12 protein-coding genes are annotated in these 17,182 nt (G+C 33.4%); all 12 read left to right on the forward strand.

Annotated elements, in window-relative coordinates; genetic code table 11:
- Positions 1-20: 20 nt before the first annotated feature.
- The 12 genes from DFQ06_RS15845 (at position 21) to DFQ06_RS15900 (ending at position 17,131) form a co-directional block, all read left to right on the forward strand.
- Positions 21-3,749 (forward strand): efflux RND transporter permease subunit, encoded by a 3,729-nt coding sequence (locus tag DFQ06_RS15845; RefSeq protein WP_133968929.1) that lies wholly within the window; start codon positions 21-23, stop codon positions 3,747-3,749.
- Positions 3,746-4,963, forward strand: a complete 1,218-nt coding sequence (locus DFQ06_RS15850) for a TolC family protein (RefSeq protein WP_133968787.1) — start codon at positions 3,746-3,748, stop codon at positions 4,961-4,963. The genes DFQ06_RS15845 and DFQ06_RS15850 overlap by 4 nt, the downstream gene beginning before the upstream one ends.
- Before the next feature lie 3 nt (positions 4,964-4,966).
- Positions 4,967-7,375: a multicopper oxidase domain-containing protein gene (locus DFQ06_RS15855; protein ID WP_133968789.1), complete on the forward strand. Its 2,409-nt coding sequence runs from the start codon at positions 4,967-4,969 to the stop codon at positions 7,373-7,375.
- Positions 7,376-7,411: 36 nt separating this feature from the next.
- Positions 7,412-8,020 (forward strand): DUF3347 domain-containing protein, encoded by a 609-nt coding sequence (locus DFQ06_RS15860; protein WP_133968791.1) that lies wholly within the window; start codon positions 7,412-7,414, stop codon positions 8,018-8,020.
- Complete coding sequence (locus tag DFQ06_RS15865) at positions 8,021-8,473, forward strand: heme-binding domain-containing protein (RefSeq protein WP_133968793.1); 453 nt, start codon at positions 8,021-8,023, stop codon at positions 8,471-8,473. It begins immediately after the preceding gene.
- Positions 8,474-8,487: 14 nt separating this feature from the next.
- Positions 8,488-9,840: an APC family permease gene (locus tag DFQ06_RS15870; protein ID WP_133968795.1), complete on the forward strand. Its 1,353-nt coding sequence runs from the start codon at positions 8,488-8,490 to the stop codon at positions 9,838-9,840.
- Positions 9,841-9,856: 16 nt separating this feature from the next.
- A complete protein-coding gene (locus DFQ06_RS15875) occupies positions 9,857-12,355 on the forward strand; it encodes a heavy metal translocating P-type ATPase (protein ID WP_133968797.1) in 2,499 nt (832 codons plus the stop codon).
- An 18-nt stretch (positions 12,356-12,373) separates the two neighbouring features.
- Positions 12,374-12,856, forward strand: a complete 483-nt coding sequence (locus DFQ06_RS15880) for a DUF305 domain-containing protein (protein ID WP_133968799.1) — start codon at positions 12,374-12,376, stop codon at positions 12,854-12,856.
- Positions 12,846-14,624 (forward strand): efflux RND transporter periplasmic adaptor subunit, encoded by a 1,779-nt coding sequence (locus DFQ06_RS15885; RefSeq protein ID WP_133968801.1) that lies wholly within the window; start codon positions 12,846-12,848, stop codon positions 14,622-14,624. Before DFQ06_RS15880 ends, DFQ06_RS15885 begins: the two co-directional genes overlap by 11 nt.
- 35 nt (positions 14,625-14,659) lie before the next feature.
- Entirely contained in the window at positions 14,660-15,058 is a 399-nt protein-coding gene (locus DFQ06_RS15890) for a heavy-metal-associated domain-containing protein (RefSeq protein ID WP_133968803.1), read from the forward strand.
- 132 nt (positions 15,059-15,190) lie between these two features.
- On the forward strand, positions 15,191-15,865 hold the full coding sequence (locus tag DFQ06_RS15895; RefSeq protein ID WP_133968805.1) for a response regulator transcription factor: 675 nt from the start codon (positions 15,191-15,193) through the stop codon (positions 15,863-15,865).
- 3 nt (positions 15,866-15,868) lie between these two features.
- Positions 15,869-17,131, forward strand: coding sequence for a sensor histidine kinase (locus DFQ06_RS15900; RefSeq protein WP_133968807.1), 1,263 nt, complete (start codon positions 15,869-15,871; stop codon positions 17,129-17,131).
- Positions 17,132-17,182: the final 51 nt, after the last annotated feature.

Consider the following 17,182-nt stretch of genomic DNA (forward strand, 5'->3'; position numbering starts at 1 on the left):
ACTGTTTAATTATTAAATATATGCTTAATAAAGCTATCAAATTTCTTATCGAGAATAAACTCGTTGCGGTGCTGTTATTAGTCCTTTTTGTTGGATTGGGAACCGTAAACGCACCTTTTAATTGGGATACAGGATTTTTACCAAGTAATCCTGTAGCAGTTGATGCTATCCCTGATATTGGTGAAAACCAACAAATTGTCTTCACAAAGTGGGATGGTCGTTCGCCTCAAGATATTGAAGACCAAATTACTTATCCATTAACCACATCCTTACTAGGGATTCCAGGTGTCAAAACTATTCGTAGTTCTTCGATGTTCGGGTTTTCAAGCATCTATATCATTTTTGAAGAAGATATAGAATTCTATTGGAGTCGTAGTCGCATTCTCGAAAAACTAAACTCTTTGCCAAGTGGATTATTGCCTGAAGGTGTAAATCCTGCATTAGGACCAGATGCTACAGGTTTAGGGCAAATATATTGGTACACGCTCGAAGGTCGTGATGAAAACGGAAATGTTACTGGTGGTTGGGATTTACACGAACTGCGTAGCATTCAAGATTACTATGTGAAATACGCTTTATCTACTGCAAGTGGTGTTTCTGAAGTAGCTTCTATTGGTGGTTACGTTCAAGAGTATCAAGTAGATGTCAATCCAGAGCTGATGCGACAATATAACATTGGCTTAAACCAAGTTGTAAAAGCAGTTAAAAGTAGCAATCAAGATATTGGTGCGCAGACTTTAGAAATCAATCAAGCTGAATATTTAGTGCGTGGTTTAGGTTATGTGAAATCTGTTGAAGATATTGAAAACGCTGTAGTTACTTCAGAAGATTTTACTTCAATTAAGATTAAAGACATAGGTAAAGTATCATTAGGTCCAGCAACACGAAGAGGTTTGTTGGATAAAGAAGGTGCGGAAGTTGTTGGTGGTGTTGTAGTTGCACGATATGGTGCTAACCCAATGGAAGTCATTAACAATGTAAAAGCTCAAATTGAGGAACTGAAAGGAGGGTTACCAACAAAAGTATTGGCTGATGGACGAACATCTCAATTAACAGTCGTTCCTTTTTACGATAGAACAGAACTTATTGAAGAAACTTTAGACACACTTAACGAAGCATTAACGCTAGAAATATTAATTACCATTTTGGTTATTATTGTTATGGTTTTCAATTTAAGAGCTTCTATTTTAATTTCTGGATTGTTGCCTGTTGCAGTATTAATGGTATTTGTTACCATGAAACTGTTTAACGTAGATGCCAATATTGTAGCGCTTTCTGGTATTGCTATTGCTATTGGGACTATGGTAGATGTAGGCGTCATTCTCGCAGAAAATATGATTCGTCATCTCGATGATGAAAATTTACGGTTACGAGAAGATGGTACAGAGTTAACAACAAATGAAGTAGTATATAATGCGACTGCCGAAGTTTCTGGAGCGATTTTAACTGCGGTATTAACTACAATTATCAGTTTTGTTCCAGTATTTACAATGATTGGTGCAGAAGGAAAACTGTTTAGACCTTTAGCATTTACCAAAACGATGGCGTTATCAGCATCTTTGGTTATTGCCTTATTTCTAATCCCACCATTCGCAGCTTATTTATTCAGAAAAACATCGCTTAAAAAGTCATTTAAGCATATCATAAATGGTGCTTTAATAATTGCTGGAATCGCAATTATGGTTACTGGATATTGGTTAGGGATTATTTTAATTGCTTTTGGTATTACAGGTTTACTTGGAGTTTTGGGTAAACTAAATAAGAAAAATAGCAATCTTGTAAATATTATTATTTCATGTACTGCCATTATATTTTTACTTGCCGAATATTGGAGACCATTAGGCTTTGACAGAAGTATTCTAGTAAACTTAATTTTTGTAGCGATTATTTGCTTCGGAATTTTAGGAATATTTTCAATTTTCAGAAGGTATTATGGACAAATTTTAAATTGGGCTTTATCAAACAAGTTATTGTTTTTAATTATTCCAGCAACTGTGCTTGTTTCTGGAGGATGGATTATGAACCATACAGGAAAAGAATTTATGCCATCTTTAAACGAAGGCTCTTTTCTATTAATGCCAACCTCATTACCACATTCAGGTGTTGAGGAAAATAAGCGTGTTCTTCAGCAATTGGATATGGCTGTAGCCACCATTCCAGAAATTGAAACCGTAGTAGGAAAGTCTGGTAGAACAGAATCTGCATTAGATCCTGCGCCTTTATCAATGTATGAAAACATGATTCAGTATAAGTCTGAATACATGAGAAATTCCGAAGGAAAAAGGCAACGGTATAAAGTAAATGACGATGGTGCTTTTGAAATGAAAGACGGAACATTTATCGCCAACCCTAATAATTCAGAAAATGCTGTTTTTACAAAATTGGAACATACTCAACTAATTGAAGATAATGATGGGGAATTCTATCGTAATTGGCGACCTGAAATTAATAGTCCTGATGATATTTGGAATGAAATAGTTAGAGTTACCAAATTGCCAGGCGTTACTTCTGCACCAAAATTACAACCGATAGAAACCAGATTAGTAATGCTTCAAACAGGAATGCGTGCACCAATGGGAATAAAAGTAAAAGGACAAGATTTAAAACAAATTGAAGCGTTTGGATTGCAATTAGAAACTATTCTTAAACAAGCCGAAGGTGTAAAAGAGCAAGCTGTTTTTGCAGATAGAATTGTAGGGAAACCTTATTTGCTTATTGATATTGATAGAGAAAAAATAGCACGTTATGGTGTGTCTATAGAAGATGTACAAAGTGTACTGAAAGTAGCCATTGGCGGTATGGCTATAACTCAAACTGTAGAAGGAAGAGAGCGCTATGCTGTTAGAGTCCGCTATCCAAGAGAACTGCGTGGTAATCCAGAAGATATAAAAGGTATTTATATTCCTGTTGAGAAAGGAAGTCCAGTTCCATTAAGTGAATTAGCGACGATTCGGTATGAGCAAGGTCCACAAGTCATAAAAAGTGAAGACACCTTTTTAGTAGGTTACGTGTTGTTTGATAAATTAGATGGATTTGCAGAAGTTGATGTTGTTGAAAATGCGCAAGCGTTGTTTCAACAGAAAATAGATTCAGGAGAATTAACTGTTCCAAAAGGCATCAGCTATAAATTTACAGGCACTTATGAAAATCAGTTACGAGCAGAAAAAACGCTTTCTGTAGTCGTTCCTTTAGCGCTTGCTATTATTTTCTTGATTCTGTATTTCCAGTTTAAATCGGTTTCTACGTCATTAATGGTTTTTACAGGAATAACGGTTGCATTTGCAGGTGGTTTTATAATGATATGGTTGTACGGTCAAGATTGGTTTTTCAATTTTAGTTTGTTTGGAGAGAATATGCGAGACCTTTTTAATATGAAAACCATCAATTTAAGTGTTGCAGTTTGGGTAGGTTTTATAGCATTATTTGGTATTGCTACAGATGATGGTGTGGTTATGGCAACATACCTCACACAAACTTTTGAGCGTGAAAAACCTTCTGATAAAAAGAGTATCAGAGCTTCCGCTTTACAAGCAGCCGAAAAACGTATTCGTCCATGTTTAATGACTACTGTAACTACCATTTTGGCGCTGTTACCAGTATTGACATCCACAGGAAAAGGAAGTGATATTATGATACCTATGGCAATTCCAATATTTGGCGGAATGGTTATAGACATTACCTCTTACTTTATTGTACCAGTATTATATAGCTGGAGAGAAGAGTTTAAATTGAAAAGAGCAAACAAATGAAAAGAATAATTTATACACTCATAGGTTTATTAACTTTTAGTATTTCTAATGCACAACAATTAGAAATACTTATTGATGAAGCATTAAATAACAATCCTGAAATTCAAAAGTTTGAATTACAGTATAACATTGCTTCCGAAAAAGTGAATGAAGTAAATACATTACCTAATACCGAATTTGGTGTGGGTTACTTCGTAAGCGAACCAGAAACTCGAACAGGAGCGCAACGCTTCAAAGTGTCAGCTAAACAAATGTTGCCTTGGTTTGGGAATATAACTGCAAGAGAAAAATATGTGAGTGCTTTGGCAGATGTTAAATATGAAGACATTGTTATTGCCAAAAGAAAACTGATGGCTTCGGTTTCGCAATCCTATTACAATCTTTACGCTAATAAAGCAAAACAAGACGTTTTAAGCGAGAATATTAAACTACTAAAAACCTACGAAACATTAGCCTTAACATCGGTTGAAGTAGGCAAAGCTTCAGCTGTAGATGTTTTACGATTACAAATGCGTCAAAATGAAATGCAACAATTATTAGATGTTTTAAGTCAACAATTTTTAGCGGAGCAAACTACTTTGAACAAGCTTTTAAATCGTGATAAAGATGTACAGGTTTCTGTTGTTAATGAGTTAATAATTCCTTCAGAAGATTTTGAAATAACTTCTGGAAATTTAGCTCTACATCCTGAATTACTGAAATTCGACAAACTATATCAGTCGGTAGGACAATCCGAATTATTAAACCAAAAAGAAAGTAGTCCAATGATTGGTTTCGGTTTAGATTATATCAATGTTTCAGAAAGACCAGATATGAATTTCTCGGATAACGGTAAAGATATTGTGATGCCAATGGTTTCGGTGTCAATCCCAATTTTTAATAAGAAATACAAATCCCAAACCAAACAAAATGAGTTGCAACAGCAAGAGATTTTGGCACAAAAACAAGAACGCACAAATACATTAGAAACACTATTAGATAAAGCAGCAAACGATAAGATTTCAGCAAGAATAAGTTATAAAACCCAAGCTAAAAATTTAAAACAAGCTAAAGATGCTGAAACCATTTTAGTAAAAAGCTATGAAACAGGAACAATTGATTTTAATGATGTTTTGGATATACAAGAATTGCAATTGAAGTTTCAAATGAATCAAATAGAGTCTGTTAAAACCTATTATGTGCAAACCACAATTATTAATTATTTAATTCAGTAAACAATGAAAACAGTTAACACAATTATTTTCTTATTCTTAACCTCAATAGCATTTGCCCAAGTAGGGACAAATGGAGATGATAGAAAAGAAGAAGGAAGAAACATAAAAGAGTATAACCTCATTATTGAAGAAAATGAATTAACGCTGGCTGGAGTAACCGCCAATGGTATGACAGTAAATGGGAGCGTGCCTGGTCCTACATTAGAATTTAATGAAGGAGACCTTGCCATAATTAATGTTACCAATAAAATGGATGTAGAAACCTCTGTGCATTGGCACGGGTTAATACTTCCTAATTTTTATGATGGTGTTCCATATTTAACCACGCCACCAATAAAACCAAATACAACATTTCAATATAGAATTCCTATCAACCAATCTGGTACGTATTGGTATCACTCACATACTATGTTACAAGAGCAGAAAGGAGTTTACGGTTCAATAGTTATTCAGCCTAAAGAGAAAACATTGGAATATGACACAGATTTAGTCGTAGTGCTTTCTGATTGGACAAATGAAAAACCAATGAACGTATTGCGTAACCTTAAAAGAGGAAACGAGTGGTATCAAGTTAAAAAAGGTACAGCAGTTCCATTAAGCAGAGTTATAAAAGAAGGTGCATTAGGTGCGCAATTTAAGTTTTGGCGAGATAGAATGGAAGGCGCAGATATTGCAGACGTTTATTACCCTGCATTTCTGTCTAATGGTAAAAATATTTCAGAATATCCAAAGTTTAAACCTGGAGAAAAAGTAAGACTTCGTTTTATCAACGCCTCTGCCTCGACTTATTATTGGATGGATTTTGGGGCAGGTAATCCTACAATCGTTTCAAGTGATGGTGTCGATGTAATGCCAGTCAATAAAAGCAGATTTCTCTTTGGTATAGCAGAAACCTATGATGTAATAGTTACTATTCCAAACGGTACTTTAGAAGTTACAGCAACAGCACAAGATGGCTCTGGTAATACATCAATTCGTTTAGGGAGTGGGAAACTTTTTTCTGCAACTGTAATAGATAGACCAGACAAAGTGACCATGATGAAGCAAATGGCTAAAATGGATATGAAAATGGGAGCACCTGCAATGGTAGGTAATCAAAAGAAAAATACGCCTGAAGTTTTAATGGAAAAGTATGGAATGAAGATGGATATGAAGGACGGCAAGATGAAAATGGAGGTGAATAATAATATGTCGATGAAAGATGGTAAGATGAATGACCAAATGCGTATGAAGATGAAAATGAATGATACTATGAAGATGGATGACCAAAACCATAAGCATATGAATGATAATCATATGCAAATGCAAATGGACAAAAAGATGGATATGAAAAAGGATTCTATGCCTATGAAACATAATATGTCTATGATGCCAAAAGACTCTACATCGTTTGATTATAATGCACGTAAAACATATTTCAACTATGATTTTTTGAAGGCAAAAGAAAATACGACTTATAAGGAAGATTTACCTGTAAATGACCTTTTACTCAATCTAACTGGTAATATGCAACGCTATGTGTGGAGTATAAATGGTGTGCCATTATCAGAAACCGGTAAGATTAATATTAAAGGAGGAGAGGTTACCAAAATAACCTTAAATAACCTAACAATGATGCATCATCCAATGCATCTTCACGGCCATTATTTTAGAGTAATTAACGAAAATGGAGAACGCTCGCCATTAAAGCATACGGTTAATGTGCCACCAATGCAAAAAGTAGTTATTGAATTTTATAACGAAGAAAATGGCGATTGGTTTTTTCATTGTCACGTATTATATCATATGATGGGTGGAATGGCAAGAGTATTTAATTATGATACACCAAGGGATGAAAGAATGGAAGCCTATCCAGTTCAAAAACTCATCAATGAAACAGACCATTATTATTCTTGGGGAAGAGCTCGTGCAGGTTCAAATTTCACAGAATTAAATCTTATGTCCAGTAATATTAGAAATGAATTTAGTTTGCGAACTGAATTGGATTATAATAAAAACCTTGAAGCAGAAGTAAGTTATAACCGATACTTAAATGATTGGGTGCGTGTTTATGCAGGTATAAACACCGAAACATCAACGCCAGATTCTTATGACACGTTTAATACCGTAGGATTAGTTGGTGTTAAATATTTCACACCTTATAGATTTAATGTAGATGTAAGTATGGACCATCAATTGCGCCCAAGAATCCGTTTAGATAGAGAATTTTTACTTTTTCCAAGACTTTTTATAGAAGGCGAATATGAATACAGAGCAGACTTTGGTTGGATAAACGATATAGGCAATACATCTTATCAAGGCGAAACCCAATGGTTAGTTGGAGCCTCTTATATTTTATCACGAAATTTTTCAATACAAGGCAACTATAACAACCGATATGGTTGGGGTGGCGGCCTTTTGGTAAGATTTTAAACAATAAACATTAATAATTAAATAAATAACAAAATAATGAAAAATTTAAAAGTAATAACAGGAATTTTAGCAATGACATTTTTAACATTAACCGCAATGTCGTGTAAAGACGCAAAAAAAGAACAGAACAACGATGAAGGTCATAATACAGAAATGAATCACGACAATAGTGATGGTCATCACGATAGTGATAAAAAAGAAATGGCAATGAATAGCAATCAAGACGGAAATGCAGAAATGATACTTAAAGATTATTTTAATCTAAAAGATGCTTTAGTTGCAGATGATGAAGCTAAAGCAAAAGAATTTGGTGCAGTATTGAAAAAAAGTTTAGGAAATTTAGATGTTTCTAAACATACAGAGGAGCAACAAACAGAATTAAAAGAGATTATTGAAGATGCAGTAGAGCACGCTGAACATATTTCAGAAAGCCCAATGGCACATCAAAGAGAACATTTTAAAATTTTAAGTAAGGATGTAACGGATATGGTTGCCATTACAGGCACAGCAAATACTTTATACGAGCAATTTTGCCCAATGTACGATAAAGGAAGTGCTTGGTTAAGTAAAAGAGAAGAAGTACGTAACCCGTATTACGGAAGCCAGATGTTGAAATGTGGTAAAGTACAGAAAGAGATTAACTAAATGAAAATTGTTGAAAAAATAGTATTGATTTTATTAGTTGCTTTTGTGGGAATACAATTTATTCCCACAAAACGCAACCAAAGTGATACAATACCTGCAACCGATTTTATTTTAGTTAACAAAGTTCCAAATAGCATCAAAAAAAAGTTACAAGTGTCTTGTTATGACTGCCATAGTAACAATACAAATTATCCTTGGTATAACAAAGTGCAACCCGTTGCTTGGTTTTTAGAAGATCATATAAATGAGGGTAAGGCTGAACTTAATTTTAGTGAATGGGATTCTTTGTCAAACCGAAGGAAAGCAAGCAAGCTTCGGTCTATTATCAAACAAATAGAAAGTGATAAAATGCCATTAGAATCTTATACAGTAATTCATAAAGATGCAGAATTTTCAGAACAAGAAAAAACAACTATTATTCAATGGATAACACGATTGAAAGATAGTTTATGAAGTCAAATAGCACAATGAAAAAAATAAAAAACAATAATCAAAAACTCTCACTATTAGGCTCAATATCATTAGGTACTGGTGTAATGATTGGTGCAGGAATTTTTGTGCTAATGGGCCAAATTGCTGAATTAGTTGGCGATTTATTTCCTATTGCATTTATTGCAGGTGCTTTAGTAGTTGGCTTTAGTTCTTATTCTTATGTAAAGTTTTCAAATACGTACCCTTCTTCTGGTGGTGTTGCAAAATTCCTAACAAAAGCATATGGTCCTGGTACACTAGCAGGTTCTTATTCTTTACTAATGTACGTGTCAATGGTAGTTGCTGAAAGTTTAGTGGCTGGTACTTTTGGTGCTTATACCTTACGCCTTTTTCCAAAAGAATATGCTGGATATGCTTCTGTATTAGGTGTGTTTCTTATAGTGTTGGCATATATTATAAACATATCTGGAAACAAAATTATTGAAGCAACAGCAACTTTAACAGCTATTATAAAAGTTATAGGTATCGCTTTATTAGCAATTTCAGGTTTGGTAATTTCAGGTTTGCCAACTATCACAGGAAACTTTATTACTACTAATAGTCAAACTTTACCAGAAGGTTTTGGTTTTATAGCTGCATTAGCTTTGGCAATTCTAGCATATAAAGGGTTTACAACAATAACTAATCAAGGAGGAGATATAAAAAAACCTCATAAAAATGTAGGGCGTTCCATTATTATTTCAATTGTTGTTTGCACAATTATCTATGTTATTTTGGCATTATCAGTTTCAGGAGCGTTAACTATTGAAGAAATTATTATAGCTAAAGATTATGCTTTAGCTGCTGCAGCAAAGCCAGTATTTGGAGAATGGGGTTCTATATTGACTATTTTTCTTGCCATTATAGCAACTGTTTCTGGTGTAATAGCCAGCGTATATTCTGCTTCAAGAATGTTAGGAATGTTAGGTAATATGAAACAAGTTCCTAATCTAAATCGCATCAAAAAACTTAAAAACCCTTCTTTGATTTTTACAGTTTCTTTGGCAATTCTCTTAACTATTTTGTTCGATTTAACTCGAATAGCTTCCATTGGTGCTATTTTTTATTTAATAATGGATATAGCTATTCATTGGGGTCTTTTTATACATCTTAAAAAAGAAGTAAAATTCAATCCAATTATACCAATTATTGCCATACTAATGGATGTAATTATTTTGGGTGCATTTATTTATATGAAATATCTAAATGATCCTTTTGTACTTATAGTGTCGGCAATTGGAATTGTTCTCATTTTTCTTTCACAATATATTTTTATGAAATCTCATACTGATGAAGATGGAAATATGCATATGGGAATGGATATGGATGAACATAAAATGATGAAATAATTTAAAATATAAAAAAATGAAACATACATATCACATACACGGAATGACTTGCAACGGTTGTCGTAGTCACGTAGAAGAAACACTTTCAAAAGTGGAAGGTGTTTCAAAGGCTTCTGTTGATTTAGAGAAAGCAGAAGCAACAATCGAAATGGAATCTCATATTCCAATAGAAAGGTTTCAAGAAGCTTTAAAGAAGGATGGCGGGAAATATAGTATACATAAATTAGGGGAGCATCATCACGCCAAAGTAGAAAAGGAACAGCAGCCAAAAGGAAAAGGAACAGGTGCTTTTTATTGTCCTATGCATTGCGAAGGCGATAAAACCTATGATAAATCAGGCGATTGTCCTGTATGCGGAATGGATTTGGTCGAAGAACAAAATCTATCCACAACTTCATCAGAACAATGGACGTGTCCAATGCATCCAGAAATAATAAAAGATGAAGCAGGTGCTTGTCCTAAATGCGGTATGGATTTAGTACCAATGGAAGCAGATAGTTCAGCGGAAGAGAAGACCTATGAAAAATTATTAAAGAAGTTTAAAATTGCAGTTGTTTTTACAGTACCAATTTTTTTAATGGCGATGAGTGAAATGCTGACCAATAATCTATTGTATGATATCATGGAACAAAAATATTGGAATTGGATTCAGTTTGTTCTATCAATTCCTGTCGTGTTTTATGCAACATGGATGTTCTTTGAACGTGCTTATAAAAGTATAAAAACGTGGAATCTCAATATGTTCACACTAATTGGAATAGGTGCAGGTGTAGCTTGGTTATTTAGTGTCTTTGGTATGTTTTTTCCAGATATTTTTCCAAGTCAGTTCAAAACAGAATCTGGAGCTGTACATGTCTATTTTGAAGCTGCAACCGTTATTCTAACATTGGTGCTTTTAGGTCAGCTTTTAGAAGCTCGTGCACATAGTAAAACCAATTCGGCAGTAAAAGAATTGTTAAAGTTAGCACCCAATAAAGCTATAAAAGTAGTAGATGGCGAAGACGTCGAAGTAACCATAGATGCTATTGAATTAAATGATATTCTAAAAGTAAAACCAGGCGATAAGATTCCTGTGGATGGCTCGATAACAGAAGGAGATACAACCATTGATGAATCCATGATTACTGGAGAGCCAATTCCTGTTAACAAAACAGTAAATGATAAAGTAAGCAGCGGAACCATAAATGGCAACCAATCTTTTTTAATGAAAGCTGAAAAAGTGGGGAGCGATACACTACTCTCTCAAATCATCCACATGGTTAACAATGCCAGTAGAAGTCGTGCACCAATTCAAAATTTAGCCGATAAAGTATCAGGTTATTTCGTGCCTGTTGTGGTCATTATCTCTTTACTAACTTTTGCGGTTTGGGCAATTTGGGGACCAGAACCTGCTTACGTGTATGCATTGGTAAATGCAATTGCAGTCCTAATTATTGCCTGTCCGTGTGCTTTAGGTTTAGCAACACCTATGTCTGTAATGGTTGGTGTTGGTAAAGGTGCTCAAAATGGTGTATTGATTAAAAATGCTGAAGCCCTCGAAAAAATGGATAAGGTTACTACGCTAATTGTAGATAAGACAGGAACTATTACCGAAGGAAAACCAACCGTTGAAAAAGTTGGTGCTTTCGGAAGTGATTTTTCCGAAGATAAGGTACTTCAATATATTGTGTCTTTAAATAGTAATTCTGAACATCCATTAGCAGAAGCTACTGTTAAATATGGAAAAGAACAAAATGCTAAAATATTAAATTCTGAAAACTTTAGTGCCGTTACTGGAAAAGGTGTAGAGGCTACTGTCAATAATAAAAAAATGGCTTTAGGGAATCCTAAGATGATGGACTATGCCAATGCAGAGATAACCTCAAAAATGCAGGAAGAAGCTAAAACCTATCAAAAGCAAGGGAAAACAGTTTCTTATTTATCAATAGACAAAACGGTAATTGGCTATGTAGTAATAGGCGATAAAATTAAGGAGACTAGCTCCAAAGCCATTAAAGAACTTCAAGACAAAGGAATTGAAGTCATTATGTTAACAGGCGATAATCATGATACAGCACAAGCGGTAGCTACAGAATTAAATCTAGAAGATTTTAAAGCGAGTATGTTACCTGAGGATAAACTCAAAGAAGTAGAAAAACTACAAGAAAAAGGAAAAGTGGTTGCTATGGCAGGCGATGGGATTAATGATGCGCCAGCATTAGCAAAAAGTGATGTAGGTATTGCCATGGGTACAGGTACATCTGTGGCTATTGAAAGTGCTATGATAACCTTGGTAAAAGGAGATTTACACGGTATTGTAAAAGCAAAAAATTTAAGTCACGCTGTGATGAAAAATATTAAACAAAATCTGTTTTTTGCGCTCATCTACAATACATTAGGAGTACCTATTGCAGCAGGTGTTTTATTTCCATTTTTTGGAATTTTACTCTCGCCTATGATAGCTGCATTAGCTATGAGTTTTAGTTCGGTGTCAGTAATAGTGAATGCATTAAGATTAAGAACAATTAAAGTTTAACTATAAAATCAAATAATTATGGAAAATTTAAATCAACACTCAAACAACGGAAATTACAAAACATTTTTTTTAATGTTAGGTTTATCATTTATAGCCATGTATATAACCATGTATTTAAATACCTATGCAATAGACCATGTATATTTTAGTTTGACTCGTTTTTATATGGTATGCTTGGGGATTTCAACAATGGCAGTTATTATGCTATTATTCATGCTAAAAATGTATGAAAACAAAAAAAAGAATATAGCAATACTTATAGGAAGCCTAGTGCTTTTTATAAGTGCATTAGGGTTAGTTAGAGCACAAGCACCAATTGTTGGCGATGTGCTTTGGTTAAAAGGTATGATTCCACACCATTCCATTGCTATATTAACAAGTGAACGTGCAGATATTCAAGACCCAGAAGTCAGAAAACTGGCAGATGATATTATTGAAGCGCAACGTAAAGAAATAGAAGACATGAAAGCAATGATAAAAAGATTAGAGAATGAAAAATAATAAAATAGTCATTTATATAGGAATTTTAGCAGTTGGGCTTTTGTTAGGATGGTTTCTTTTTGGCAATTCATCTGCTAAAGAAACTGAACATAATCACGAAGCAAAAACAGAAACAAATCAAATGTGGACGTGTTCTATGCATCCACAGATTATGCAACCAGAAGCTGGCGATTGCCCAATTTGCGGTATGGATTTAATTCCTGCGGAAAGTAGTTCTGAAGGATTATTAGCAGACCAGTTTAAGCTTACAGAAAACGCTATGGCATTAGCAAATATTCAAACGTCAATTGTTGGTAATGGTAAAGCTGAAGATAATACAGTTAAATTATCAGGGAAAATTGTAGAGAATGAAAAAGCTAATGCAGTTCAAGTCAGTTATTTTTCAGGAAGAATAGAACGTCTAAATGTGAGCTTTACAGGCGAAGAAGTTAGAAAAGGGCAACTATTAGCAACTATCTATTCGCCCGAATTATATGCAGCGCAACAAGAACTCATCACAGCAGCTTCATTAAAAGAATCACAACCTGTATTATACAAAGCTGTGCGCAACAAATTAAAATTATGGAAGCTTTCTGAAAAGCAAATAAATCAAATTGAAACTTCAGGTAAGGTTAAAGAAAACTTTCCTGTATATGCAACGGTTTCAGGTACGGTTTCTGAAAAATTAGTAGAACAAGGCGATTATATTAAACAAGGTCAGCCTTTGCTCAAAATAGCAAATCTAAGTACAGTTTGGGCCAATTTTGATGTGTATGAAAATCAAATCGATTTATTTAAAAAAGGACAAGAGATTTCAGTCACTACAAATGCTTATGCTAATAAAGAATTTAAAGCTAAAGTAGATTTTATAGACCCTGTTTTAGATACCCGAACAAGAACTGTGAAATTACGAGCGGTACTTAATAATAAACAGGATATTTTTAAGCCAGGAATGTTTGTTGAAGGAAAAGTTAAAGGAATGACTTCAAATAAAGAAGAGGTATTGACCATTCCATCCACAGCGGTTTTATGGACTGGAGAACGTTCAGTTGTCTATATAAAAACAGACACTAATCAACCAGTTTTTGAAATGCGCATTATTACGTTAGGTAATCAAATTGGCGACAATTATGAAGTGTTAGAGGGTTTGAAAATTGACGATGAGATAGTAACAAATGGAACATTTACCGTAGATGGAGCAGCGCAATTACAAGGTGAAAAATCAATGATGAATAAAGAAGGTGGAAAAGTTATGACTGGTCATGAAGGACATCTTGGAATGGAAAATAATCCTTCAGCAAATAAAGCGAATCATTCTAATATGAATGAGAGGATAAAAGTGTCTAAGGATTTTCAGAATCAATTGAAAGTCGTTTTTAATGATTATATCAAATTAAAAGATGCTTTACTTAAAGATGAATCTAATAACGTAATAAAAGAATCAAAAAGACTACTGGGTAATTTATCTAAAGTTGATATGAAGCTATTAAAAGATAAAGAGGCTCATGGTCATTGGATGTCATTAGAAAAAGAAATAAAAGCATCAGCAACATCAATTTCAAATACATCCAATATTAAATCACAACGAAATTATTTTAAGCATCTCTCATCATATTTAATTGGCGCGATTCAGACGTTTGGTATCAATGAAAAAGTTTTTGTTGAGTTTTGTCCGATGGTAGACGATAACATTGGTGCATATTGGTTGAGCAGGGAAGAAAAAGTAGTTAATCCATATTTTGGAGGTGCAATGCTAACCTGTGGAGAAGTAAAACAAGTTATAGAATAATAAAAATCAAATAATAACAATTAAATTTCAAAACAATGAAAAAAGTAATTTTAAGTATAGTTATAATAATAGCTTTAGGTTTAACAAGTTGTAAAAACGAAACCAAGCAAGAGACAACAGAAACAAAAACGGAAGTATCTAAAGACATGGCTATGGTAGACGTATCTTTTGGTGTTAGAGGTAATTGCGGAATGTGTAAAAAAACCATCGAAAAAGCTGCTAACAAAGTTGAAGGTGTTGCTAATGCAACATGGGATGTCGATAAAAAGAAAATAGATGTGTCTTTTGATGATACTAAAACAGATGCAATGGCAATCCATAATGCAATTGCAGCATCAGGTTATGATTCTGAAAAAGTTTCTGGAAATGAGGAAGCTTACAACAATTTACCAGGATGTTGTAAATATGAACATGATGTGAAGATGAATCAATAGTACAACTTAGAGATTGATTTAGGTTAGATAACTTTAGACATGACATTTTAATCTAGGTCAATCTCAAATAATTTTCATCTTTAGAATAAATTTAGAATCATAAACTAATTTTATTGTTTTAAATTTATCACAATGAAATATCTAATAGCTGAAGACGAACTCGATTTACAACAATCCATTGTTACGTATCTACAACGTGATGGTAATATATGTGAAGTAGCATCAGATTTTAGAGAAGCCTCAGAAAAAGCTGCTCTCTATGATTATGACGTGATTATTCTAGATGTTAATTTGGTCACAGGAAGTGGGTTAGATGTACTTAAAACTTTAAAGAAGGAAAAGAAAAAAGCTGGAGTTATTATTATATCGGCAAACAATTCATTGACAGATAAATTGGAAGGTTTAGACCTAGGAGCAGATGACTATATTACGAAACCATTTCATTTAGCGGAGCTTAACTCTCGAATTAATGCTGTACTTCGTCGTGGAAAATATGGAGGCGATGAAATTATGGAGTTCAATGAGATTAAAATTGATACAAAATCTAGAACAGCCTATATAGATAATAAAGCAATAGCATTAACAAGAAAAGAATACGATTTATTAGTGTTCTTTATTTCAAATAAAGGGCGTGTACTTTCAAAAGAAATTATAGCAGAACATCTTTGGGGAGACGATAGTGATTTATTAGATAATTTTGATTTTATTTACGTGCACATCAATAATTTACGAAAAAAGTTAACTGCTGAAGGTGCTAAGTATATTAAAACAGCCTACGGAAGTGGGTATAAATTTATAGAAGATTAATAAGTGAATAAAAAAATTAAACTCATAAAAAAAACATCTAGAACATTTCTACTTACAGGTTTGTTCTTGGCGATATTGAGTTCTGTTGTTTTATACCTTTACACTAAAAAAATATTAGAGAGTGAAGTTGAAGAAGTACTATACTCCACGGAAGCAAGAGTTGAGAGCGCATTAAAAAATGGGACAGAACAATTTGGATTACCGCCAGTTATAGAGGTTAATAGGGTAGAAGTTTTAGGAAGAGAGATATTAAAAGACACTATAATCTATGACCCTTCCGAAGATGAAATGGAACTATTTAGAGAGCTTTCAACCTACAAAACTATAAACGGAACCAATTACCAAATTACGGTAAGGAATATGGTTGTGGAATCTGAAGATTTTGCTTTTGCAATTGTTATCTCTAACGTAGCCATATTTGTATTAGCTTTTATATTCTTATTTTATTTCAATACAACTAGAAATCTTAAATTATGGACTCCTTTTTTTAAAAATTTGGAGCAAATGAAACGGTTTTCTTTAACATCAAAAGAACCTTTGAGTCTGGTAGATAGCGATGTTTTAGAGTTTTCAGAATTAAAAACTGAAATTGAAACGTTAACAGATAAAGTACGATCTGATTATGAGAGTTTAAAGCAGTTTACAGAAGATGTTTCACATGAAATGCAAACACCATTGGCAATTATACAGGCTAAAATTGATAACCTTATCAACGAACAAGAAATAAGTAATAAACAGTTTGAGCAGGTAACTTCTATTCAAAAAGATATTCAACGCTTAAAACAGCTTAATAAAAGAATCACCACCTTAACTAAAATTGACAATAATCAATTTATTAACATTGAAGAGGTCAATTTATCTAGTTTAATACAGGAAAAAATAGAAAGTTTTAAAGAACTTCAGTTTGCAAACTTGGTGTACACTTCAAAAAATGAATTATCTGTTTCTATGGATACTTATTTAGCAGATATTTTAATTAACAACTTGGTTTCTAACGCTATTAAACATAGTAAGGAAAATGAAGAAATAGCAGTAGTTACAAAAGATAATTTACTTATTATTTCAAATTATGGGGAAAAAGCTTTGGCTCATCCTGAGAAATTATTTTTACGTTTTTATAGAGAATCGAGTACTAGTCAATCAACTGGTTTAGGACTAGCAATCGTTAAGAAAATCTGTGATTTATATGGTTTTAAAATTTCGTATCAATTTGAGGTCGATCATCATGTGTTTTCAATAGATTTTCAGTTGAAAATAAAAGTTTAAAGAGAGCATAATAGTTTTTGCAACACCATTGCATTAAATAATCTATATCTT

Origin of the sequence: Algibacter lectus (assembly GCF_004368925.1) — a bacterium.
Classification (GTDB): domain Bacteria; phylum Bacteroidota; class Bacteroidia; order Flavobacteriales; family Flavobacteriaceae; genus Algibacter; species Algibacter lectus.